A 22,644-nucleotide genomic window follows, 5' to 3' on the forward strand; every position below is an offset into this window, starting at 1 on the left:
CACAGAATGCTGGTACAGAATCCGGACATGACCCGGGTGGGCGGCAGGATCACGACGATCTAGTATCAGCCAGATCAGCACGGGGCGTGACGGTGGTTAGGGCGGGGTGCGCATGGCGGGACGGCTTCGGCGTTGGCTTGTCGGGCTGGTGGTGATCGCCTGTGCCGCGGGGCTGCTGGCGGCCGTGGGACCGGCCTCGACCGGATCCGGACCCTGGCAGGAACGGTTCATCACGGACGCTCAGGGCCGGGCGCTGATCCTCTACGGCCTGAACACCTCGGCCGGTGCCATGACCTCCGCCGACGGAATGCCCTGGATCACGCAATCCGACGTCGGGAAGGAAAACCGGGAACTCGGCACGGACTTCGTGCGCTATCTGATTTGCTGGCAGCAGATCGAGCCGGAGCCGGGCCGGTTCGACCAGGCGTACCTGGCCCGGGTCGCCCAGCGGGTGTCCTGGTACCAGCAGCAGGGCTACCACGTGCTGCTCGACATGCAGCAGAACATGTACGGATCGCAGTTCGGCGGCAGCGGCGCCCCGCCGTGGGCCACCGACAGCGGCGGCCTGCCGGTCAAGGCGCAGCAGCCCTGGGACCTGACCTACACCCAGCCCGGCGTGGTGCACGCCTTCGACGAGTTCTGGGGCACCCGCACCGACCACCCCGAGTACCAGCAGCAGTACATCGCGGCCTGGACCAAGGTCGCCGCGTACTTCGCCAAGAACGACGCCGTCATCGGCTACGACCTGATGGGCCAGCCCTGGGGCGGCTCGCTGCAGGGGCCGGCCTTCGAGTCGGGCCCGCTGGCGCGCTTCTACCAGCGCGCGATCACCGCGATCCGCACCGTCGACAGCAGCCACTGGCTGTTCGTCGAGCCCGAGGCGGCGACCACCGACTGGGGCCTGCCCGGCGCGCTGCCCAAGCTGGACGATCCGCGCACCGGCCCGGCCCGGATCGGCTACGCGCCGCAGCTCTACCCCGAGCCGCTGGACAGCGAGGGCAGCTACACCGGCAGCAACTCCTTCGTGACCGACCGGGAGTTGGCGTCCTGGGAGATCCAGGTGGAGCGCACGGCGCAGCGGATGGACGCACCGGTGCTGCTCGGCTCCTGGAGCGCCAACGCCCCGGACCCGTATGCGCACCTCTACATCGACAAGGTGCAGCAGCTCGTCGACCAGATGATGATCGGAGAGGCGTACTGGTCCAGCGATCCGGGCTCGGGCGTGGTCTGGGACGCCAAGGGCGCGCCGACCGAGCTGACGCCGGTCCTCGGCACGGCCTACCCGCGCGCCATCGCCGGACAGCCGGTGGCGTTCGGCTACGACAAGTCGACGCTGGACCTGAACGTCCAGTGGACCGACCTGCCGGGGGTGACCGGGACGACCGACCTGTACCTGCCGCCCACCGACTTCCCCAACGGCGGCAAGATCACGCTGAACAGCAGCTGCACGACCAAGTGGAACCCGACCACGCACGTCCTGTCGGTCACTGTGCCGAAGCTGCCCCACGGCGTGCACGATCTGGACGTGGTCCCGGCGTAGTCCGCCGGACGGCGCGCCCGGGCGTCGCCCCGGTGCGCCGGTGGTCCGCGATCACCGGCACGCCGCCGACCAGCACGTACGGGATGCCGCTGGGCGTGGTGCGGGGCCGCTCGTAGGTCGAGCCGGCGGCCACCGTCTGCGGGTCGAACAGCACCAGGTCGGCCCGGTAGCCCGGGCGGACCAGGCCCCGGTCGGGCAGCCGCAGCCGCCGCGCGGGCCGGGCGCTGAGGTGCTCGACGCACTCGGCCAGCCCCAGCACCCCGCGCTCGCGCACGTAGTGGCCGAGGTAGCGCGGGAAGGTCCCGTACGCGCGCGGGTGCGGCCGGTCGCCGGTGAGCAGGCCGTCGCTGCCGCCGGTGTGGGCGCGGTGGCGCATCAGGGTGACGACGTTCTCCTCGTGGCCGACGTGCTGGAGCACGGTCGTGCCCAGGGCGTCCTCCCGCAGCAGCCGGACGAACGCGTCGAAGCCCGACTCCCGGCCGCGCTCGGCCAGCTGGGCCACGGTCAGGCCCACCGCCGACCGCAGCTCCGCCTTCCGGACGCCGCTGACCTGCACGGTCGTCCAGTCGGCGACGACGCCGTGGCAGCCGTCCGAGCCGTGCACCTCCATCGCCTCCCGGATCGCCGCGCGGGCCGCCGGATCGGCCAGCCGCCGCAGGGTCTGCTGCGGGCCGCCGGCCGTGGCCCAGCCCGGCAGCAGTGCGGCCAGGGTGGTGGAGCCGGGCAGGTAGGGGTAGCTGTCCAGGGTCAGGTCGACGTCGTCGGCGGCGTCCAGCAGCGCGGTCAGCTCCCCGGCCCGGCCCCGGTTGGTCTCGAAGTTCATGGTGGCGTGGGCCAGGTGCAGCGCGCAGCCCGAGCGGCGGGCGATGTCGACGGTCTCGGCGTAGGCGGCCAGGGCGTCGGCGCCGTAGGAGCGGTGGTGCGGGCAGAAGTAGCCGCCGTACTCGGCGACCGTGCGGCAGAGCGCGACCAGCTCGTCCGTCCCGGCGTACATGCCGGGGGAGTAGGTCAGCCCGGCGGACATCCCGACCGCGCCCTCGGCCAGCCCCTGCGCCAGCAGCTCCCGCATCCGCAGCAGTTCGGCCGGGGTGGCGGCGCGGTCCTCCCAGCCCAGCACCAGCGCCCGCAGCGTCCCGTGCGGGACGAGGTAGGCGGCGTTGACCGCCATGCCGTCGTGCCCCGGCGGGCCGGCGTCGAGCCGGTCGAGGTACTCGCCGACGCTGCGCCAGGACCAGTCCAGGCCCTGCGGATCGCCGTTCCAGCCCGCGAGCTGGCTGCGCAGCCCGGCCAGGGTGCGGTCGTCCACCGGGGCGTAGGACAGGCCGTCCTGGCCGAGCACCTCCAGCGTGACGCCCTGGGCGGCCTTGGCCTCGTGCCCGGCGTCGGTCAGCAGGGCCAGGTCGGAGTGGGCGTGCATGTCGATGAAGCCGGGGGCCAGGACCAGCCCGTCGGCGTCGATGCCGCCGCCGGGGCGGCCGGGGCGCGGGCCGGGGTCGCCCTCGCGGTGGATCCCGGCGATCCGGCCGTCGCGGACCACCGCGTCCGCGCGGTACGGCTCGCCGCCGGAGCCGTCCGCGACCAGCGCGCCGCGCAGCACCGCGTCCGCGGCGGGCTCCGGCGGGAGCGGCCGCATCAGAAGAAGGTGCGGATGTAGTCGACGACCGTGCCGTCGGCCTGCACCTCGGGGATCAGCTGCCACTTCTCGAAGGCCGTGCAGGGGTGCGACAGCCCCAGCGCGACCCAGTCGCCGACCGCGAGCTCCGCGCCGGGCTCGACGGCCACGAAGGCGTGCTGGTCGGCCAGTTTGGTGACGCCCAGCCCCTTGGCCTCGCGGAACTCCCCGTCGGCCGTGCGGACCAGGGTCGGCACCGGCATGCCCAGGTCGTAGGGGAGGTCCCGCTTGCCGGCGTTCAGCAGGGCCAGGCCCGGCTCGGGGCGGGAGACCACCTGCGCCCACAGCCGCAGCGCCGGGCGCAGCTGCTGTTGCGGGGCGGCGGACTTCAGCGGGGTGATCCGCGCGTAGTGCAGGTGGTCGTGGGTGATGTAGGCGCCGCTGCGCAGCAGCCGCAGCACCGGGCGGCCGAGCGGCAGCGCCTCGGCCGTGAGCGCGGCGGCGACCAGGTCGAAGTGCTCGCTGCCGCCCGCGCTGACGATGATCTCGTCGGCGTCCGCGAAGTGCCCGGCGGCGTCGGCCCGGCGGGCCAGCTCCACCAGCTGCGCCAGCCACCGGACGACCTCGCCGCGGCTGTCGTCGGCGACGCTGATGGTGCCCTCGTACCCGGCGGCGCCGACCAGGCGCAGCCGCTGCGAGGCGGCGGAGGCCGCGGCCAGCTCCAGGGCCTGTTCGACGCCGCGCGCGCCGGTGCGGGCGCCGTCCGCGCCCAGCTCGACCACGACGTCCACCCGACGCTGCGCCCCGGCCTGCTGGAGCGCGTCCTCCATCAGTTCGATGCCGCGGAGCGAGTCCACGTAGCAGACGAAGCGGAACGAGGGGTCGGCGTCCAGCTCGGCGGAGAGCCAGGCCAGCGCGGCCGGGTCCAGCAGCTGGTTGGCCAGGAAGATCCGCTGCACGCCGAACGCCCGGTACATGCGTACGTGGACGGGCATGGCGGCGGTGATGCCCCAGGCGCCGAGGGCCAGTTGGCGTTCGAAGAGCTGCGGGGCCATCGGGGTCTTGCCGTGCGGGGCGAAGGCCAGGTCGTGCTCGGCGGTCCAGCGTGCCATCAGCTCCAGGTTGTGCCGCAGCGCCTCGGAGTCCAGCGTCAGCACCGGCGTGGTGAAGCCGTCGGCGAAGAGGTCGGCCCGTGCCGCTGTCAGCTCCGCGACCGTCCGGCCCTCGTACCGGGGCGGCAGCCCCTTGAACCGCCAGTCGACGACGGTGCTGCCGAGCTGCTGGAGGGCTGCGGTGTCCATGACGCTCCCGGGAGGCGAGGTGCGGTATGCCGGCCGTGTGCAGCATCATTGCGTACTGCGCAACGGTGATTGCATATCCTGCCGCACCGTCGTGCGTCCGTACAGTCCGCCGATGCGAAGGAGCCCCATCCATGAGCAGGAATGTCGTCCGTACCGAGGGGGCCCCGGTGCCCGTGGCCCGATTCTCCCAGGGCGTCGCCAAGGGCGGTCTGCTGCAGGTCGCCGGGCAGGTCGGGTTCGAGCCGTCGACCGGCCTGCCGGTCGGGCCCGGCCTGGCCGAGCAGATCGAGCAGACCCTGCGCAATGTGCAGGCGGTGCTGGAGGCCGGCGGCTCCGGCTGGGCCGATGTCATCATGATGCGGGTGTACCTCACCGACACCGCGCACTTCGCCGAGCTGAACGAGGTGTACGACGCCTGGTTCGGCACGGTCCTGCCGGAGGGCGGCTACCCGGCCCGCACCACCGTCTACGTCGGCCTGCCGGCCGGGCTGCTGGTGGAGATCGACGCCCTGGCGGTCACCGCGCCCTGACCCGGCCCCGGACGAAACCCGGCGCGTGTGTGCGGACACGGCCGGGCCCGGCGCCCCCCGCGCGGTGCGGAGGACGCCGGGCCCGGTGCAGGTACAGGTGCAGGTGCCGGATCGGTTCGAACCGGGCCCGGTTACGGCATGGCGTGGACGAAGGCGCCCTCGTTCAGCGCGAACTGGTTGCCGTTGCTGGCGTCCCAGGCGGTGGACCAGGTCATCACGCCACCGATCGTCGGCCACAGGGTGGTCGGCTTGTAGGTGCCGCAGTCGGCGCCCTTGGCCAGGCAGTTGAGCGCGTTCTCGACGACGCTCGGGGCGACGTAGCCGCTGCCGGCCGCGCTCGGCGAGGCCGGGACGCCGATGCCGACCTGGTTCGGGCTCAGGCCCGCCTGGATGGCGGTGCAGGCGAGCGAGGTGATGAAGTCGACGCTGCCCTCGGAGTAGACGCCGCCGTCACAGCCGTTCATCGAACCCGAGTTGTAGTACTGGGTGTTGACGATGGTCAGGATGTTCTTCACGTCCAGCGCGGTGGCCAGGTAGTCCGAGCTCGCGCTCAGCATGTCGATGGTCTGCGGGGCCATCGTCAGCACGAAGCCCGAGCCGGCCTTGGACGCCAGGGACTCCAGCGCCTGCGACATGTAGGTCGGGTTGATCCCGTTCTCCAGGTCGATGTCGACGCCGTCGAAGCCGTACTGCTGCATCAGCGCGTAGGCGCTGTTGGCGAAGTTGGTGGCGGCGGTGGAGCTGCTGACGCTGATGGTGCCGTCCTGGCCGCCGATCGACAGCACGACCTTGTCGCCGGCCGCGTGCTTGGCCGCGATGTCCGCCTCGAACTGCGCGGTGGTGTAGCCGCCGAGCTTGCTCACCAGGGTCGGGTCCAGCGAGAAGGTGATGCCGCCGTCGTTGGCCGAGTCGGCCGTGGCGAAGGCCACCGCGATGATGTTGTAGGCCGGGTTGACGGCGGCGATGGTCTGGTCGGTTGCGCCGTTGTCGAAGTCCTGCCAGTAGCCGGTGACCCAGTGCTTGCCGCTGCCGCCGCTCGGCGGGGAGGTCGGGGTGGGCGTGGGCGTCGGCGTCGGGCTGGACGACTTGGTCGGCGTCGGCGTCGGGGTGGGCGTCGGGCTGGACGACTTGGTGGGCGTCGGCGTCGGCGTGGGGGAGGACGAGGCCGGGGCGGAGGGGCTGGGGCTGGAGCCCGCGGCGCCGGTCAGCGCCACGTCGTCGGCGTTGTAGGTGCCCTGGCCGTACCAGCCGTGCAGGTAGATGGTGACGCTGGTGGTGGTCGCGCCGGTGGTGAACGACGTGCTCAGCTGGTTCCAGGCGCTGTTGCTGGACCAGGTGCTGACGTCGGTGCCGCCGTCGCCGCTGGTGCCCAGGTAGACGTAGCTGCCCTGGACCCAGGCGCTCAGCGCGTACGTGGACTTCGGCTGGACGCTGATGGTCTGGCTGCACTGCGCGTCGTCACTGCTGGTCGCCGCACCCGCCAGGGCGTACGAGCCGGAGTGGACCGGGGAGCTGACGACGCTGCCGGTGCCGGCGTCGCAGGTCCAGTTGGTGAGCGCACCGGTCTCGAAGCCGGGGTTGACGACCAGGTTGCTGCTGGTGGCGGCGTTGGCCCCGCCGGTGAAGGCGACGAGCCCGGCGAGGCCGAGGCCGACTGCGGTGGTACAGGCGGTGACGGTGCCGGCCAGACGGCGTGGGGATCTCATAGACCTGTCCTCATGTGGGGGAGGGGGAAGACAGCGGATGAAGCCTGCCCCACAAGTTGGCCTAGACCAATAGAGCTGTCAAGAGTTCTTGCTGCTGCTTAAGCTCCTCTTAATTCTCTGACAGGGTTGCAAGTGGGCAGGTCAGAGTGGGTTTTGGGACGAAAGGTTCACCAGTAAAAGGTACAGACCACCTACGGGAGCCATCTCCCGTAGGTGGTCTGCCCGGTTGTTCAGTCCTCGCTGGACGCCGACCAGATGTTGATGTCCGCGTCGGTCGCGTAGCGGTCGATCTCGGCCAGCTCCTCATCCGACAGCGGCTCGCCCTGCACCGAGGCGATGTTGGCCTCCAGCTGCGCCACCGAGGAGGCGCCGATCAGCGCCGAGGTCATCCGCTCGTCGCGCAGCAGCCACTTCAGCGCCAGCTGCGCCAGCGACTGGCCGCGCTTGGCCGCGATGTCGTTCAGGGCGCGCAGCTTGAACAGGGTCTGCTCGGTCAGCGCCGCCGGATCCAGCGACTTGCCCTGCGAGGCCCGCGAGCCCTCCGGGATGCCGTGCAGGTAGCGGTCGGTGAGCATGCCCTGGGCCAGCGGCGCGAAGCCGATGCAGCCCGCGCCCTCCTCGGCCAGGACGTCCAGCAGCCCGTCCTCCTCGATCCAGCGGTTCAGCATCGAGTAGGAGGGCTGGTGGATCAGCAGCGGCACCCCGAGCCCGCGCAGGATGGCCGCGGCCTTGCGGGTGTTCTCCGCGCTGTAGGAGGAGATGCCGACGTACAGCGCCTTGCCCTGCTGGACGGCGGAGGCGAGCGCCCCCATCGTCTCCTCCAGCGGGGTCTGCGGGTCGAAGCGGTGCGAGTAGAAGATGTCGACGTAGTCCAGGCCCATCCGGCTCAGCGACTGGTCCAGGCTGGCGGTGAGGTACTTGCGCGAGCCCCACTCCCCGTACGGGCCGGGCCACATGTCGTACCCGGCCTTGGTGGAGATGACCAACTCGTCCCGGTACGGGCGGAAGTCGGCGGCCAGGTGCCGACCGAAGTTGGCCTCGGCCGCGCCGTACGGCGGGCCGTAGTTGTTGGCCAGGTCGAAGTGCGTGACGCCGAGGTCGAAGGCGCGGCGCAGGATCGCCCGCTGGGTCTCCAGCGGCTTGTCGTCGCCGAAGTTGTGCCACAGGCCGAGCGAGATCTCGGGCAGCTTCAGCCCGCTGCGCCCGGTCCGGCGGTAGGCCATGGCGCCGGCCTGTGCCGTGCCGTCGTAGCGGTTCTCTGCGGCCCGGTACGGAGCTGGGATCATCGGGGCACACCTCTCACAGCGGGTTGGTCCGACTTTTGTATGTCCAGTGAACAATACTCGTGACCAGTTGCTTGTCATGTCTCTCATACCCCGGGAGTAGGGTGTGCCCTCGGGCGAGCAGTAGGCAGAGGGGCGAGTAGGAACATGGATCTGGGCGCGGTGATCCGACGTACGCCGGTGCTTCGGCAGCTGACGTACGGCCTCTACGGACGGCGCGTGGAAGCCCACCTCGACAGGAGCAGAGTGCCCCGCCACGTCGGCGTGATGCTCGACGGCAACCGTCGCTGGGCCCGCGCCGCGGGGATGTCCACCGTGGACGGCCACCAGAGCGGCGCCGACAAGATCCCCGACTTCCTCGGCTGGTGCGAGGAGACCGGCGTGGAGGTGGTCACGCTGTGGCTGCTGTCCACCGACAACCTCACCCGCCCGCAGGAGGAGGTCGTCCCGTTGCTCGGCATCATCGAGCAGGCCGTCCGCGACCTGGTGGCCGACGGACGCTGGCGGGTGCACCCGGTGGGCGCGCTGGACCTGCTGCCGCCGCAGACCGCCGAGGTGCTCAAGGCGGCCGACGAGGCCACCGCGCACCGCAGCGGGATAGTCGTCAACGTGGCCGTGGGCTACGGCGGTCGGCACGAGATCGCCGAGGCCGTCCGCAAGCTGCTGCAGGAACAGGCCGCGCTGGGCACCTCGGTGGAGGAGCTGGCCGAGATGATCGACGTCGAGCACATCGCCCGGCACCTCTACACCAGCGGCCAGCCCGACCCGGACCTGGTCATCCGCACCTCCGGCGAGCAGCGGCTGTCCGGCTTCCTGCTCTGGCAGAGCGCCCACTCCGAGTTCTACTTCTGCGAGGCCTACTGGCCCGCCTTCCGCAAGGTCGACTTCCTGCGCGCGCTGCGCGACTACGCGGCCCGGCAGCGCCGCTTCGGTGGCTGAAACCTGTCGCCGACCCCTCCTGCGGCGGGCCGATCGCCTGCTTGTCTGAACGGCTGATGATGATGAGGCTTCAGTTCGGGTCGGATGGCATGGGTTCCGGGGCGCATGGGAATACCCAGAGCAGACCGTGACCTCGGCCAACGGGGCCGCAAGGGAGCGGTGAGCCGCGGATGACAGCAGGTCATCCGCCCGGGAGGCCCTGTGGTCAGCTCCAAGAGCCGCCGGAGTTTGCATGACCGGCGCACGTACGTCCTCGACACCAGCGTGCTGCTGGCCGACCCGGTCGCCATGACCCGCTTCGAGGAGCACGAAGTCGTGCTCCCGGTGGTCGTGGTGACCGAGCTGGAGGCCAAGCGGCACCATCCGGAACTCGGCTACTTCGCCCGGCAGGCGCTGCGCCTGCTGGACGACTACCGGATCCGGTACGGCCGTCTCGACGCCCCTATCCCGGTGGGCGAGATCGGCGGCACGATCCGGGTCGAGCTGAACCACACGGATCCGTCCGTGCTCCCGGCGGGCTACCGCCTCGGGGACAGCGACAGCCGGATCCTGGCGGTGGCCCGCAACCTCCAGGCCGAGGGGTACGACGTCACCGTCGTCTCCAAGGACCTGCCGATGCGGGTCAAGGCCAGCTCGGTGGGGCTGCTCGCGGAGGAGTACCGCGCCGAGCTCGCCATCACCTCCGGCTGGACCGGGATGGCCGAGCTGGCGGTCTCCGGCGAGCAGGTGGACTCCCTGTTCGGCGGTGCCGACCACGGCGGCGGCGGGGTGGACCTGCCCGAGGCCCGCGACCTGCCGGTGCACACCGGCCTGGTGCTGACCTCCGAGCGCGGCAAGGCGCTCGGCCGGGTCACCCCGGACGGCCGGGTGCGGCTGGTGCGCGGCGACCGGGAGGTCTTCGGACTGCGCGGCCGCAGCGCCGAGCAGCGGATCGCGCTGGATCTGCTGCTCGACCCGGAGATCGGGATCATCTCGATGGGTGGCCGGGCCGGCACCGGAAAGTCCGCGCTGGCGCTGTGCGCGGGCCTGGAGTCGGTCCTGGAGCGCCGCCAGCACCGCAAGGTGATGGTCTTCCGCCCGCTCTACGCGGTCGGCGGCCAGGAGCTGGGCTACCTGCCCGGCTCCGAGTCGGAGAAGATGAGCCCCTGGGCCCAGGCGGTCTTCGACACCCTCTCCGCGGTGACCACGCCGGACGTGATCGAGGAGGTGCTGGCCCGGGGCATGCTGGAGGTCCTGCCGCTCACCCACATCCGGGGCCGCTCGCTGCACGACGCCTTCGTGATCGTCGACGAGGCCCAGTCGCTGGAGCGCAACGTCCTGCTGACGGTGCTGTCCAGAATCGGCCAGGGCTCCCGGGTGGTGCTCACCCACGACGTCGCGCAGCGCGACAACCTGCGGGTGGGCCGGTACGACGGGGTGGTCGCGGTGGTGGAGAAGCTCAAGGGTCATCCGCTGTTCGCGCACATCACCCTGACGCGCTCGGAGCGTTCGGCGATTGCGGCGCTGGTGACCGAGATGCTGGAGGACATCCCCGGCTGACGTGCGCGGGAACGGCTGCCGGTCCTGGTTCGGCCTGGACCGGCAGTTCCGCGTCCGTCGCCGGGGATGCCCCGATTTCCGGCGGTATGACGCGACTTGTACCGCCGGGCGCAGGCAAAGTTGTCCGATCGTAACCATTCCAGCGATGTTTCAGTAGGGCAATCGCACATCTTTCCCTCTCGTACGCCATGTGAGCTTCGCCACGCAACTGAGAATTGCGTCCGCGCGTCCCCGTCGGGCATGGTGTGGGTTCTGTCAGGCCCCGCGTACGGCGTGATTGGGCACCCGCAAGGGTGAACGGCGTCATCGAGTCGATGACGGTGTGTGCGAGTCACCACAACTGAAAACGGCATACAGGCCGTACGCCGCCCGAGAACCACCAGCGTCCCGTTCCCACCGGGGCGTACGGGCCCGCGTCTCCCGTGACCAGTGCAGGGGGAGGCCAGCGCCAGGGGCAGGGTTCGTCCGTGAGGTCACCACACGGACGACGCTGGAAGGAAACCGTGTGAACCGGATCTCGGTTCGAGGTGTGGCTGTGGCTTCCGCCACCGCCGTCACTGCTGTAGGAGCTGTGGTCGGCGTTGCCCATGCAACCCCAGCGTCGGCCGCCTCGGCGACCGACGTCGCAGGAAGCACCCTCCTTGCCGACGTCCCCTCGGGCACCGAGGCGCAGACGGTGAGCGACAACCTCGCCCTGCAGGCCAACGCGCAGCAGGCGGACGCCACCGCCGCCGCGCAGAAGGCCGCGGACCAGGCCGCCCGCCTCGCCGCCGCCCACGCGGCGACCGCCAAGTCCAACGCCGAGAAGGCAGCAGCCGCCAAGGCCGCCGCCATCGCCAAGGCCAAGGCGGACGCCAAGGCCGCGGCCAACGCCGCCGCGGCGAGCCGGACCCAGCTGGCGCAGACCTACGCCCCCGGCACGGTGCAGGCCCTGGCCGAGTCGATCATAGGAAACGCCACCCAGTTCGGCTGCTTCAGCGAGATCGTCACGCGCGAGAGCGGCTGGAACTACACCGCGACCAATGCCGCCTCCGGCGCGTACGGCCTGGTCCAGGCCCTGCCCGGGGACAAGATGGCCTCGGCCGGCTCCGACTGGCGGACCAACCCGGCCACGCAGATAAAGTGGGGCCTCAGCTACATGGACTCCCGCTACGGCAGCCCGTGCGGCGCCTGGTCGTTCTGGCAGGCGCACAGCTGGTACTAGGACATCCGGTACCGATGCGCCCGGTTCACCAGGACGCCCGGTGCCCGTGACGGCGGCCCGGTACTGCCGTCACTGAATATCTCGTGCCCGGCCTCACGGCCCGGAAACGTGTGGAAGCCCCCGATCCCTGTCCGATCGGGGGCTTCCTATCTCTCCCACGGAACGGCCGCTGTGTGCGGGGCGGCCTCACGGGTGGTCGTCCCCCCGTGTTCCGAGGGGTAAACCCGATTTCGATAATAATGACCGGATAATCCGACGGGCCGGGTCGCCGCCGGGCCGTCCAAGCGGTGGGCCGTCCCCGGTGCGGTCGTCCCCTACCGGTACCGTTCGGTGCGAGAAGTACGCGCAGCACCGAGGCGGGGCGAAGGGGCGAACGGCGATGTCGGGCGAGGGGCGAGAGGGACTCAGGGCCTGGGGGGCCTCCGCCGCGCGGCGGATCTCCGAGCGGTTGGAGCGCGGCCGCCGGGCGGCCGAGCACGACATCCACCAGGCCGAGCACCGCAACGACCCGCCGCCGGTGCACCCCGCGCCCGTGCTCTCCGATCCGCACGGCGGCCCGGCCTTCCCGGCCCTGGCGACCAGCCCCAGCGAGGCCGTGCCCTGGAGCCTGCGGGTCTCCGCCGAGATCATCTGGCGGCTGCTGATCGTCGGCGCGGGCCTGTACGTCCTGTTCCAGGTTGTGCAGACGCTGCGCATCGTCGCCTTCGCCTTCGTCGCGGCCCTGCTCATCAGCGCGTTGCTGCAGCCCACCGTCTCCCGGCTGCAGCGCCTCGGCCTGCCCCGGGCCCTGGCCGCCGCGGTCACCTTCGTCGGCGGCCTGATCGGGATAGGGCTGGTCGGCTGGTTCGTCGGCTGGCAGGTCAGCACCAACCTGGGCGAGGTCACCACCAAGGTCCAGTCCGGCATCGCGCAGATCCACGACTGGCTGACGCACGGCCCCATGCACCTGACGGACACCCAGATCAACCAGTTCGTCAAGCAGTTGCAGAACGCCGTGGGCTCCAACAGCGACCAGATCACCTCCTTCGGCTTCTCCACCGTCGGCATCGTCATCGAGATCGTGACCGGGGTGTTCCTGGCCGCGTTCTGCACCTTCTTCCTGATCTACGACGGCGCCCGGATCTGGGGCTGGCTGCTGAAGCTGTTCCCGCCCACCGCCCGGATCGCCATGGCCGGCGCCGGCCCCCGGGCCTGGTCCACGCTGAGCGCCTACGTCCGCGGGACCGTCCTGGTCGCCTTCATCGACTCGGTCTCCATCGGCATCGGCATCTTCCTGCTCGGGGTGCCGCTGGCGCTGCCGGTCTCCGTGCTGATCTTCCTCGGCGCGTTCGTGCCGCTGGTCGGCGCGCTGGTCACCGGGACGATCGCGGTGCTGATCGCGCTGGTCACCAAGAGCGTCTTCACCGCGGCGATGGTGCTGGTGGTGCTGCTGGCCGTGCAGCAGATCGAAGGGCACCTGCTGCAGCCGCTGATCCTCGGCCGCGCGGTGCGGGTCCACCCCATCGCGGTGGTGCTGTCGGTCACGGTCGGCTCGATCATCGGCGGCATCGGCGGCGCCATCGTCGCCGTCCCGCTGGTCGCGGTCACCAACACCACCGTCGGCTACCTCAAGGCCCGCCAGCGCGCGGGCGAGGACGTCCGGGTCGCCCTGCTCACCGCCCAGGCCGAGGCCCGCGCCACCGCCGCCGACACGGGCGAGGCCCCGACCCCGGAGAGCTGAACTCCCGGGGGTCGGGGCCTGGGCCCGGCGCTGTCGGCTACTGCTACGCCTGCGCGGGCAGGCGTCCCTCGGCCTCCAGCGTCACCGCGACGGCCTGGACCACCGAGGCGATCCGGATCGCGGCCTGGACGGTCTCCCGCTCCACGCCCGCCTTGCGCAGCACCTGCTCGTGCGAGTCCAGGCACTGGCCGCAGCCGTTGATCGCGGAGACCGCGAGGCACCACAGCTCGAAGTCGACCTTCTCCACGCCCGGGTTGCCGATGACGTTCATCCGCAGCCCGGCCCGCAGCGTCCCGTACTCCTTGTCGGAGAGCAGGTGCAGCGTGCGGTAGTACACGTTGTTCATGGCCATCATCGCGGCGGCGGACTTGGCCGCGGTGTACGCCTCCGGGCTCAGCTCCGCCCTGGCCTGCGGCTCCAGCTCAGCCAGCACCCGCTCGCCGCGCGAGGCGATCGCGCAGGCCAGCACCATGCCCCAGAGCTGCTGGGCCGGCAGGTCGGAGTTGCCGACGACCGAGCCGAGGTTCAGCTTCAGGTCCTTGGCGTACTCGGGCAGCGCGGCCTTGAGTTCATCGAGAGCCACCGCGTCACTCGCCCGCGAGCAGGGCGACCGGGTCGAGCGTGGTCTCGCCCTTGTTCCAGTTGCACGGGCACAGCTCGTCGGTCTGCAGCGCGTCCAGCACCCGCAGCACCTCCTTGGGGTTGCGGCCCACGGAACCGGCGGTGACCATGACGAACTGGATCTCGTTGTTGGGGTCCACGATGAACACGGCGCGCTGCGCGGTGCCGTCCTCGCCCTCGACGCCGCACTCCCGCATCAGCTCGTGCTTGACGTCCGCGAGCATCGGGAAGGGCAGGTCGCGCAGGTCCTTGTGGTCCTTGCGCCAGGCGTGGTGCACGTACTCGGAGTCGCCGGAGACGCCGAGGACCTGCGCGTCGCGGTCGGCGAACTCCTCGTTCAGCTTGCCGAAGGCGGCGATCTCGGTGGGACACACGAAGGTGAAGTCCATCGGCCAGAAGAAGACGATCCGCCACTTGCCCTCGTAGGACTTGTGGTTGATCTGGGCGAAGGCCCGGTCCGCGTCGAGGTCGACGCAGGCGTTCAGGTCGTACGCGGGGAACTTGTCACCGATGGTGAGCACGTTCGCTCCTTCTTGGTTCTGATTGAGGGGTTTCGTCCGGGTCTCACCGGGGTCGCCAGGGGCCGCAGACTGCCCTACCGTGACACATCGCGTACTGATCAGTGAAATAGCTACACTGGATCCCATTGATCGGAGGAAGTTATCAGCAAGGCCCGCACTCCCACGCCCGCCCAGCTCAGGGCCTTCGTCGCGGTCGTGGAGCACCGCCACTTCCGCGACGCCGCCGCCGCGATCGGAATGAGCCAGCCCGCCCTGTCCGGGGCCGTCGCCGCGCTGGAGGACGGACTGGGGGCGCAGCTGGTCGAGCGCACCACCCGCAAGGTCATCATCACCCCGCTGGGGGAGCGCGTCGCCGACCACGCGCGCGGCGTGCTCGCCGGACTGCACGCCCTCACCGAGGAGGTCGAGGCGTCCCGGCTGCCCTTCACCGGCCCGCTGCACCTGGGCGTCATCCCCACCGTCGCCCCCTACCTGCTGCCGACCGTGCTCCGGCTGGCCCGCGACAGCTACCCCGAGCTGGAACTCCACATCCACGAGGAGCGCACCGCCCGGCTGCTCGACGGCCTCGGCTCCGGGAGGCTGGACGTCCTGGTCCTGGCCCTCCCCGGCGGCCCCGGGATGACCGACATCCCGCTGTACGACGAGGACTTCGTCCTGGTCACCCCGACCGGCCACGGGCTCGCCGGGCGCACCGGCGTCCCCCGCGACCTGCTGCTGGACCTGGACGTCCTGCTGCTCGAAGAGGGCCACTGCCTGCGCGACCAGGCCCTGGAGCTGTGCCGGGAGGCCCCCGGCGGCACCCGCGCCGCCGGGCTGCCCACCCTGGTGCAGCTGGTCGCCGGGGGTCTGGGCGTGACGCTGCTCCCGGCCGCCGCCGTCGCGGTCGAGACCGGCCGCTCCGACCGGCTCGCCACCACCCGCTTCGCCGCCCCCGCCCCCGGCCGCCGGATCGGCCTCACCCACCGCCCCGGCTCCGCCCGCACCCCCGAGTACCACCGCCTCGCCGCCGCCCTCCGCGACGCCCTCCAGGCCCTGCCGGTGCGGCTAGTCTGCTGACAGGAGGTGGCGCAGGTGTACCTGTCGCGTGTACGGATCGACGGCATCAAGGGTTTCCGGGGCTCGCGGGCGGTGGATCTCACGCTGACCCGCCCGGACGGCAGCCACGCGGGCTGGACCGTCCTGGCCGGACGCAACAGCTCGGGCAAGACCAGCCTGCTCCAGGCCGTCGCCGTCGCCCTGCTCTCCCCGGCCCAGGCGTACCCGCTCGTCCCCGACCTCCCCTCCTGGCGCTCGGCCGACCCCGGCCGGATCGAGCTGACCCTCGCCGGGACCGGGGACGCCGCCGCCACCGTCAGCGGCCGGATCGACTCCTGCGCGGAGCAGGGCGACATCGACGTCACCTGCACCTGGGTGGTGACCCCCGGGCGGGAGCAGATCCGGCCGAACGTCGTCTGGGAGCGCACCGGGTCGGCGCCGACGGCCGACGGCGCCCCGGCGGGCCCGTTCTCCGACCCCGAATGGGAGTTCGCCCTGCTCGGCACGGTCTCGGGCTTCGGCCCCTTCCGCCGGATGTCCGAGAACGCCCGCCGGGACGGCCGCGCCTTCACCAGCCTCTTCAGCGAGGACGCCGCCCTGACCGAGGGCGTCGCCTGGCTCGTGGACCTGGACCACCGCAGCCTGGAGGGCAACACCGGCGCGCAGGAGACCAGGGACGCGGTCATCGCGCTGCTCGCCGACGGCCTGCTCCCGGACGGCCTCCAGGTCGCCGGGGTCTCCTCCGACGGGCTCTCGGTGCGGGCCGCCGACGGCAGCGAGTTCCCGCTCGCCGAGATGAGCCAGGGCGTCCGCACCGCCGTGGCCCTCGCCGTCTCCCTGGTCTGGGAGCTGGCCCAGGACGACCCCGGCACCTGGTTCGGACGCCACGACGGCCACGTCGCCGTCGTCCGCCCCGGCATCGTCCTGATCGACGAGGTCGACGCCCACCTGCACGTCACCTGGCAGCAGCGGATCGGCTACTGGCTCACCTCCCGCTTCCCCCGGGTCCAGTTCGTCGTCACCACCCACAGCCCCTACATCTGCCAGGCCGCCGACCCCGGCGGCCTCATCCGCCTCGGCTCCGCCACCGACGGCACCGCCCCCGAGGTCGTCGACGAGGAGCTGTACCGAAGGGTCGTCTACGGCAGTGGCGACGACGCGATCATGTCGGAGCTGTTCGGCCTGGAGACCCCCTACTCGGCGGTCGCCGAGGACGCCCGCCGTCGGATCGGCGATCTGGAGGGCCGGGTGCTGAGCGGCGACGCCTCCGGGGACGAGCTCGCCGAGTACGAGGCGCTGAGCAGCAGACTCAACAGCTCCCTCAGCGCCCGGGTCGACGAGGTGGCCGGCCGACTGGCGCGCGGCCGGTGATCCCGCTCCGGCGTCCGCCTCTGGAAAGGGAGTTGCAGCGCCGCTTGGCCGCTCGCACCACCGCCCTTTCCCGCCAGGGCGCGTCCGGCGACCGCGCCCGTCGCGCCTGGTCCAACGCCGATGTGTTACGACGCCAACTGCGAGAGGTGCTGGAGGGCATGGCGCCGGGCGTCCAGCGCTGCATGTACTGCGGCGACAGCCAGGGATCCTCCATCGACCACTTCGAGCCGCTCAGCCTTGCCCCGCTCAAGGCGTTCGCCTGGATGAACCATCTGCTGGCCTGCACCCACTGCAACAGCAACCACAAGCGCGACCGCTTCCCGGTGGACGCGGAGGGCCACTGCCTGCTGGTCGACCCGACCAGTGAGGACCCCGCACTGCACCTCCAACTCGTCCTGCGCACGGGGGAGTACCAGGCCCGGACGCCCAAGGGGCAGGCCACCATCGAGGTTTTCGGACTGGCCCGGCCGTCCCTCGAACGCGGACGGGCCAAGGCGTTCGTCCGCTGCCGGTCGATGCTCCGGGACCTCGGCGGGCTGATCGAGGCGGGCGAGGACGACGAGGCCATGGAGGTCGCCGAATCGCTCCGGGTGCAACCGTTCGCCGACGTGCTGCACGCCATGCAGACCGTCCAGGACCGGCCGGGAGCAGCGGTCGTCCTCGGCGCCCGGGAGCTGGAGAGCCTGCGGTGGCTCACCGTGCTGCTCGCATAGGGTGCGTGACCATGAGCAACCTTGAGACCGCCCCGCAGGCGCGGGTCTGCGGCGGGCGGCAGGACGTGTCGGGCACGCCGGTGCACGAGCTGCTGACGGGCAAGCAGGTCCCGCTCGGTGAGAGCACCGTGGTCCGCCGGCTGCTGCCGAACCTCGGCCGCCGCATGATCGGCGCCTGGTGCTTCGTCGACCACTACGGCCCGGACGACATCACCGACGAGCCCGGGATGCAGGTGGCCCCGCACCCGCACACCGGGCTGCAGACCGTCAGCTGGCTGCACGACGGCCAGGTGCAGCACCGCGACAGCGTCGGCAGCGTGGCCACTGTCCGGCCGCGCGAGCTGGGGCTGATGACGGCGGGCCGCGCCATCGCGCACTCCGAGCAGTCCCCGCGCGACCACGGCCCGCTGCTGCACGGCGCGCAACTGTGGGTCGCGCTCCCCGGCGAGCACCGGCACACCGAGCCGCACTTCGAGCACCACCCGGTGCTGCCCGAGGTCGCCGCCCCCGGCCTGCACGCCACCGTCATCCTGGGCGAGCTGGACGGCGCACTCTCGCCCGGCGCCACCTACTCGCCGCTGGTCGGCGCGGACCTCACCCTCGCCGAGGGCGCCTCGGCCCGGCTCCCGCTCGACCCCGACTTCGAGTACGCGGTGCTGGCCATGGCGGGCGCCGCCGACGTCGACGGCGTCCGGGTCGAGCCCGGCGCGCTGCTGTACCTCGGCTGCGGCCGCACCGGGCTGCCGCTGCGCGCCGTCACCGACAGCAGCCTGCTGCTGCTCGGCGGCGAGCCCTTCGAGGAGAAGATCGTCATGTTCTGGAACTTCGTGGCCCGCACCGGCGAGGAGATCGCCGAGGCCCGCGACGCCTGGAACAGCCCGTCCGCCGGCTCCTTCGGCGAGGTCCACGGCTACCAGGGCGCCCGCCTGCTCGCCCCGCCGCTCCCCCCGGTCCCGCTCAAGCCCCGCGGCCGCGCCCGCTGACGCCGCCCGCGCCCCCGCTGCGGCGCGTCCCGCTGCGGCGCGTTCGGGCCCGGGAATGCCGCTACCGCACGGATGGTTGTCCATGCCATCCACCGCAGTTTCGGCCGCAACGAGAGGAACCGGACGTGTACATGCACTCCTCCAGCCCCACCCTCGCCGCGGAGTACGCCCGGGCCCAGCTGTTCTTCGACTCCAAGGCGTACAGCGACGCCGCCCTGATCCTGGTCGGGGTCGTCGCCCAGGAGCCGGCCAACACCGCCGCCCGGCTGCTGCTGGCCCGGTCGTACTACCACTCCGCCCAGCTGGGCCGGGCGGAGGCCGAGCTGCGGCGCATCCTGGAGCGCGACCCGGTCGAGGCGTACGCCCACTTCATGCTGGGCCGCACCCTCCAGCGCCAGAGCCGCCCCGCCGAGGCCCTCCCCCACCTCCGCCTCGCCGCCGCCATGGACACCGCCCTCCACGCCGCCTGACGGCCGCCGCTGTCCTACGGCTCCGCCCGGCCCCGGCCTGATTCCAGGCCGGGGCCGTTGCCGACGGCGGGCTATGGGTGGGTCATCCGCAGGACGTCCAGGGCGGCGTCGAGTTGTTCCTCGGTGAGCTTGCCCTGGTCGACGTAGCCGCGCTCCAGGACCACCTGGCGGATGGTCTTGCGCTCGGCCAGGGCCTGCTTGGCGGTCTTGGCGGCCTCCTCGTAGCCGATCCAGCGGTTCAGCGGGGTCACCACGGAGGGGGAGGACTCGGCGTACTCGCGCAGCCGGTCGGTGTTGGCGGTGATGCCGTCCACGGTCCGGTCGGCGAGCAGCCGGGCGACGTTGGCCAGCAGCCGGATCGACTCCAGCAGGTTGCGGGCGATCACCGGCAGCATCACATTGAGCTCGAAGTTGCCGGCCGCGCCCGCCGCCGCGACCACCGCGTCATTGCCGGTGACCTGCGCGGCGACCATCACCACGGCCTCCGGGATGACCGGGTTGACCTTGCCCGGCATGATCGAGGAGCCCGGCTGCAGGTCGGGCAGGTTGATCTCGCCCAGGCCGGTGCGCGGGCCGGAGCCCATCCAGCGCAGGTCGTTGGCGATCTTGGTGAAGCCGACGCCGACGGTCCGCAGCTGCCCGCTCAGCTCGACCAGCGCGTCCCGCGCGCCCTGCGCCTCGAAGTGGTTGCGGGCCTCCGTCAGCGGCAGCCCGGTGACCCGGGCGACCTCGGCGATGACGGCGGCGGAGAAGCCGGGCGGGGTGTTGATGCCGGTGCCCACGGCGGTTCCGCCCAGCGGCAGTTCGGCGACCCGGGGCAGCGTCGCCCGCAGCCGCTCCACGCCGTAGCGGACCTGCGCGGCGTACCCGCCGAACTCCTGTCCGAGGGTGACCGGCGTGGCGTCCATCAGATGCGTCCGCCCCGACTTCACCGTCGTGGCGAACTCCTCGGCCTTGCGCTCCAGCGCCGCCGCGAGGTGCTCCAGTGCGGGGACGAGGTCCCCGGTGACCGCTGCCGTGGCGGCGATGTGGATGGAGCTGGGGAAGACGTCATTCGACGACTGGCTGGCATTGACCTCGTCATTGGGATGGACCGGTCGTCCCAACCGCTCGCTCGCCAGCGCGGCGATCACCTCGTTGGTGTTCATGTTGGACGAGGTGCCCGAGCCGGTCTGGAACACGTCGATCGGGAACTCGGCGTCCCACCGGCCCTCGGCGACCTCCTCGGCCGCCTCGGCGATGGCCTGCGCTGTCGCCTTGTCCAGCACCCCGAGTCCGGCGTTCACCGTCGCCGCCGCCGCCTTGATCCGCGCCAGCGCGGCGATGTGCGCGGACTCCAGCCGCTGGCCGGAGATCGGGAAGTTCTCCACTGCGCGCTGCGTCTGCGCCCCCCACTTGGCCCGCGCGGGCACCCGCACCTCGCCCATCGAATCGTGCTCGATCCGGAACTCACTCATGGTCCATACCTCCAGTGTCGACAGCGACAGCAGCCTCTCCTCTGTTCCCCTCCTGCCCCCGCTGCGCGCCCGCCGGGCGTGTCGGCCCGCGCTGCGGGAACTCCGGCGTGCGCATCGAACGTCGTACGCCATGAGCACGGGACCGGCGACGGGGGAGCCGACGATGCCTGGAAACCGCGTCAGGGCCGCAGCCGCCCTGCTGTGGGTCGCGGTGCTGCTGGCGGGGGCGGCCTTCGGCGGCCTGTGGACGGTCCGCAACTTCCTCTCCGAGGCCGGCTGGTCCGGACAGCCCGGCAGCTTCACCGTGACCGGGTGTCAGGTGACCGAGGACGACACCAGCGGCAACACCACGACCTGCTCGGGCCGCTACGACTCCGACGACGGCCACACCGTCATCGACCCCGCCTACTACCAGGACGGCAGCCTCAGCACCGGCGCCACCTACGCCGTCCTGCGCGGCCCGGAGAACCAGATCTACATCCCCGACGGCCCCAAGGCCGCCTTCGCAGCCGGTTTGGTCTTCCTGCTGGCGACCCTGCTCGGACTTGGCGTCCTGGCCCTCGGCTGGGTCTTCGACGGCGTCGCCGACACGATCGACCTCGTCGGCACCGTCCTGCTGGTGACCGGCATGGTCTGCGCCGGGCTCGCCCTGGTGACGTCCGTCGTCTGGCTGGTCGTCAACTTCCTTTGACAGGGCTGGCTCGTCTCACCGGTCCACCAGCTCGAACCACACCGTCTTCCCGATACCGTGCGTCAGCAGCTCCACCCCCCACGCCTGCGCCAGCGCCTCCACCAGCACCAACCCCCGCCCGCCGTCGGCCACTTCCGGCTCATCGGCCCCGCGAACCACCGGCACCGCGCTGCACGCGTCCGACACCTCCACCCGCACCGTCCCCTGCGACAGCACATACCGCACCCCGATCCCCCGCCCCCCGGAGCCCGGCCGTGCACCACCGCGTTGGTCACCAGCTCGGTGGTCAACAGCGCGGCTGTCTCCACCAGTTGTCCGTATCCGCAGACCTGCAGCACGGTCACTAGCTCCTGCCTGATCCGAGGCACCGACGCCCGATGCCGCGCCCACAGACGGGACGCCGTCCCGTGCAACTCGGTTGGCTGCTCTGTCCGGTCCACGGTCTCTGCCATGCGATGCTCCTTGCCGAACCATCCGATATCGGACTATCAGGATCTAGGCCGGGATTCGGACAGTGCGACGGCATGCGAGACGTCGGCTGGGCGTCACTCGAAGGCGTCAATTCGGTGTCATAGGAGCCCGATGTTCCCTAGGGTGGATGCTATGACGACGCCGAACGACACCCTGCGCGCAGTCAGGGTGAGCCTGCGCCTCAGCCAGGACGATCTCGCCAAGGCACTGAGGGACTGGGGGCTGTCGGTCGGGCAGCCGAACGACGCCTCCAAGCGGCTGGTGCAGCGCTGGGAGGCGGGCATCAGCCGTTTCCCACGCCCCGTCTACACCCGGGCTCTTGAGGGCGTGACCGGCCTCCCGGTGGAGTCCCTCGGCTTCGCCCCGCCTGCACCGATGGCGCGGGTCAGCAGCGACGGAAGCGGAGGCCATGACCTGGCCCCGGGGGAGGACGGCATCACGCCTGTCCCGGCTGCCTCCCCGCAGCCTGCGGTCTTTCCCAACTCCCTTAATTTCAACGGCATCTGGCTCAGCCGCTACGAGTTCTTCTCGTCCGGCCGAGACGGCAGCTACGAGGGCAGGCACTACGTCGTGCTCTACCAGCACGGGAACCGCCTCACCGGCCGCTCACTGGCGGGAGCGTCCAGCAACGCGGACTCCCCGCTGTCGCTGGATCTGACGGTTGACCTCAATGTCGTCACCGGAACCTGGACCGAACAGACAGCAGCCAACGGCTACTACCAGGGCGCGCGCTACCACGGCGCGGTCCAGCTCCTGGTGGACCCGACCGGGCGCCGCATGTCCGGCAAGTGGGTCGGCTTCGGCAAGGACTTCGACGTGAACACCGGACCCTGGGAACTGGTCTTTCGGGACACCTCCACCTCCAAGGCCACCCTGGACGCCTATAGCCGTCCCCCGGAATGAACAACGCTGCACCGGCAGAAGGGGGTTCACTTAT

Annotated in this window: 21 protein-coding genes; 13 read left to right on the forward strand and 8 right to left on the reverse strand. The window is 71.5% G+C overall.

The features are described 5' to 3' along the window. Positions 1–112 precede the first annotated feature (112 nt). Positions 113–1,540 carry a cellulase family glycosylhydrolase gene (locus tag GXW83_RS04505; protein ID WP_182441610.1) on the forward strand — a complete coding sequence of 476 codons (1,428 nt, stop codon included), beginning with the start codon at positions 113–115 and terminating at the stop codon, positions 1,538–1,540. On the opposite strand, the gene GXW83_RS04510 is transcribed toward GXW83_RS04505, so the two are convergent. Both GXW83_RS04510 and GXW83_RS04515 read right to left on the reverse strand, forming a co-directional pair. Then, the gene (locus GXW83_RS04510) at positions 1,485–3,173 is read right to left on the reverse strand and encodes an amidohydrolase family protein (RefSeq protein WP_182441611.1); all 1,689 of its coding nucleotides are present in this window, start codon (positions 3,171–3,173) and stop codon (positions 1,485–1,487) included. The genes GXW83_RS04505 and GXW83_RS04510 overlap by 56 nt on opposite strands. Next, positions 3,173–4,453: an alanine racemase gene (locus GXW83_RS04515; protein ID WP_182441612.1), complete on the reverse strand. Its 1,281-nt coding sequence runs from the start codon at positions 4,451–4,453 to the stop codon at positions 3,173–3,175. The genes GXW83_RS04510 and GXW83_RS04515 overlap by 1 nt, the downstream gene beginning before the upstream one ends. 131 nt (positions 4,454–4,584) lie before the next feature. Between GXW83_RS04515 and GXW83_RS04520 the strand changes: the two genes are divergently transcribed. Then, positions 4,585–4,983, forward strand: coding sequence for a RidA family protein (locus tag GXW83_RS04520; protein ID WP_182441613.1), 399 nt, complete (start codon positions 4,585–4,587; stop codon positions 4,981–4,983). A gap of 131 nt (positions 4,984–5,114) precedes the next feature. Here GXW83_RS04520 and GXW83_RS04525 read toward each other — a convergent pair whose 3' ends face one another. Then, a complete protein-coding gene (locus GXW83_RS04525) occupies positions 5,115–6,689 on the reverse strand; it encodes a chitinase (protein WP_182441614.1) in 1,575 nt (524 codons plus the stop codon). Between the two features lie 230 nt (positions 6,690–6,919). Continuing rightward, positions 6,920–7,975: an L-glyceraldehyde 3-phosphate reductase gene (mgrA, locus tag GXW83_RS04530; protein ID WP_304940949.1), complete on the reverse strand. Its 1,056-nt coding sequence runs from the start codon at positions 7,973–7,975 to the stop codon at positions 6,920–6,922. 144 nt (positions 7,976–8,119) lie between these two features. Between mgrA and GXW83_RS04535 the strand changes: the two genes are divergently transcribed. The 4 genes from GXW83_RS04535 to GXW83_RS04550 all read left to right on the forward strand — a co-directional run bounded on the left by GXW83_RS04535 (position 8,120) and on the right by GXW83_RS04550 (position 13,374). Beyond that, the gene (locus tag GXW83_RS04535; RefSeq protein ID WP_182441615.1) at positions 8,120–8,911 is read left to right on the forward strand and encodes an isoprenyl transferase; all 792 of its coding nucleotides are present in this window, start codon (positions 8,120–8,122) and stop codon (positions 8,909–8,911) included. A gap of 201 nt (positions 8,912–9,112) precedes the next feature. Then, on the forward strand, positions 9,113–10,450 hold the full coding sequence (locus tag GXW83_RS04540; protein WP_225446752.1) for a PhoH family protein: 1,338 nt from the start codon (positions 9,113–9,115) through the stop codon (positions 10,448–10,450). A 676-nt stretch (positions 10,451–11,126) separates the two neighbouring features. Then, the gene (locus GXW83_RS04545) at positions 11,127–11,654 is read left to right on the forward strand and encodes a transglycosylase SLT domain-containing protein (protein WP_370466553.1); all 528 of its coding nucleotides are present in this window, start codon (positions 11,127–11,129) and stop codon (positions 11,652–11,654) included. A gap of 379 nt (positions 11,655–12,033) precedes the next feature. Beyond that, on the forward strand, positions 12,034–13,374 hold the full coding sequence (locus GXW83_RS04550; RefSeq protein ID WP_182441617.1) for an AI-2E family transporter: 1,341 nt from the start codon (positions 12,034–12,036) through the stop codon (positions 13,372–13,374). Positions 13,375–13,417: 43 nt separating this feature from the next. Here the strand turns inward: GXW83_RS04550 and GXW83_RS04555 are convergent, their stop codons facing one another. Continuing rightward, the gene (locus tag GXW83_RS04555) at positions 13,418–13,957 is read right to left on the reverse strand and encodes an alkyl hydroperoxide reductase (RefSeq protein ID WP_182441618.1); all 540 of its coding nucleotides are present in this window, start codon (positions 13,955–13,957) and stop codon (positions 13,418–13,420) included. Positions 13,958–13,961: 4 nt separating this feature from the next. Then, positions 13,962–14,516, reverse strand: a complete 555-nt coding sequence (locus GXW83_RS04560; protein ID WP_182441619.1) for a peroxiredoxin — start codon at positions 14,514–14,516, stop codon at positions 13,962–13,964. A 141-nt stretch (positions 14,517–14,657) separates the two neighbouring features. Here GXW83_RS04560 and GXW83_RS04565 point away from each other — a divergent pair, with 141 nt between their 5' ends. From GXW83_RS04565 to GXW83_RS04585, 5 genes are all read left to right on the forward strand, one after another. Continuing rightward, the gene (locus GXW83_RS04565) at positions 14,658–15,572 is read left to right on the forward strand and encodes a LysR substrate-binding domain-containing protein (RefSeq protein ID WP_182447076.1); all 915 of its coding nucleotides are present in this window, start codon (positions 14,658–14,660) and stop codon (positions 15,570–15,572) included. A 15-nt stretch (positions 15,573–15,587) separates the two neighbouring features. Next, positions 15,588–16,922 (forward strand): AAA family ATPase, encoded by a 1,335-nt coding sequence (locus GXW83_RS04570; protein WP_182441620.1) that lies wholly within the window; start codon positions 15,588–15,590, stop codon positions 16,920–16,922. Positions 16,923–16,966: 44 nt separating this feature from the next. Further along, a complete protein-coding gene (locus tag GXW83_RS04575; RefSeq protein ID WP_225446753.1) occupies positions 16,967–17,635 on the forward strand; it encodes an HNH endonuclease in 669 nt (222 codons plus the stop codon). An 11-nt stretch (positions 17,636–17,646) separates the two neighbouring features. Further along, the gene (locus tag GXW83_RS04580; RefSeq protein ID WP_182441621.1) at positions 17,647–18,618 is read left to right on the forward strand and encodes a pirin family protein; all 972 of its coding nucleotides are present in this window, start codon (positions 17,647–17,649) and stop codon (positions 18,616–18,618) included. Between the two features lie 131 nt (positions 18,619–18,749). Continuing rightward, positions 18,750–19,088, forward strand: coding sequence for a tetratricopeptide repeat protein (locus GXW83_RS04585; protein WP_182447078.1), 339 nt, complete (start codon positions 18,750–18,752; stop codon positions 19,086–19,088). 71 nt (positions 19,089–19,159) lie between these two features. Here the strand turns inward: GXW83_RS04585 and GXW83_RS04590 are convergent, their stop codons facing one another. Then, a complete protein-coding gene (locus GXW83_RS04590; RefSeq protein ID WP_182441622.1) occupies positions 19,160–20,545 on the reverse strand; it encodes an aspartate ammonia-lyase in 1,386 nt (461 codons plus the stop codon). Between the two features lie 163 nt (positions 20,546–20,708). On the opposite strand from GXW83_RS04590, the gene GXW83_RS04595 reads away from it, so the two are divergent. After that, positions 20,709–21,236 (forward strand): hypothetical protein, encoded by a 528-nt coding sequence (locus GXW83_RS04595; protein ID WP_182441623.1) that lies wholly within the window; start codon positions 20,709–20,711, stop codon positions 21,234–21,236. 15 nt (positions 21,237–21,251) lie between these two features. Here GXW83_RS04595 and GXW83_RS04600 read toward each other — a convergent pair whose 3' ends face one another. Next, positions 21,252–21,452 (reverse strand): ATP-binding protein, encoded by a 201-nt coding sequence (locus GXW83_RS04600; protein WP_182441624.1) that lies wholly within the window; start codon positions 21,450–21,452, stop codon positions 21,252–21,254. A gap of 387 nt (positions 21,453–21,839) precedes the next feature. On the opposite strand from GXW83_RS04600, the gene GXW83_RS04605 reads away from it, so the two are divergent. After that, positions 21,840–22,610, forward strand: a complete 771-nt coding sequence (locus tag GXW83_RS04605; RefSeq protein ID WP_182441625.1) for a RodZ family helix-turn-helix domain-containing protein — start codon at positions 21,840–21,842, stop codon at positions 22,608–22,610. Positions 22,611–22,644 lie beyond the last annotated feature (34 nt).

Source organism: Streptacidiphilus sp. PB12-B1b, assembly GCF_014084125.1.
GTDB lineage: Bacteria > Actinomycetota > Actinomycetes > Streptomycetales > Streptomycetaceae > Streptacidiphilus.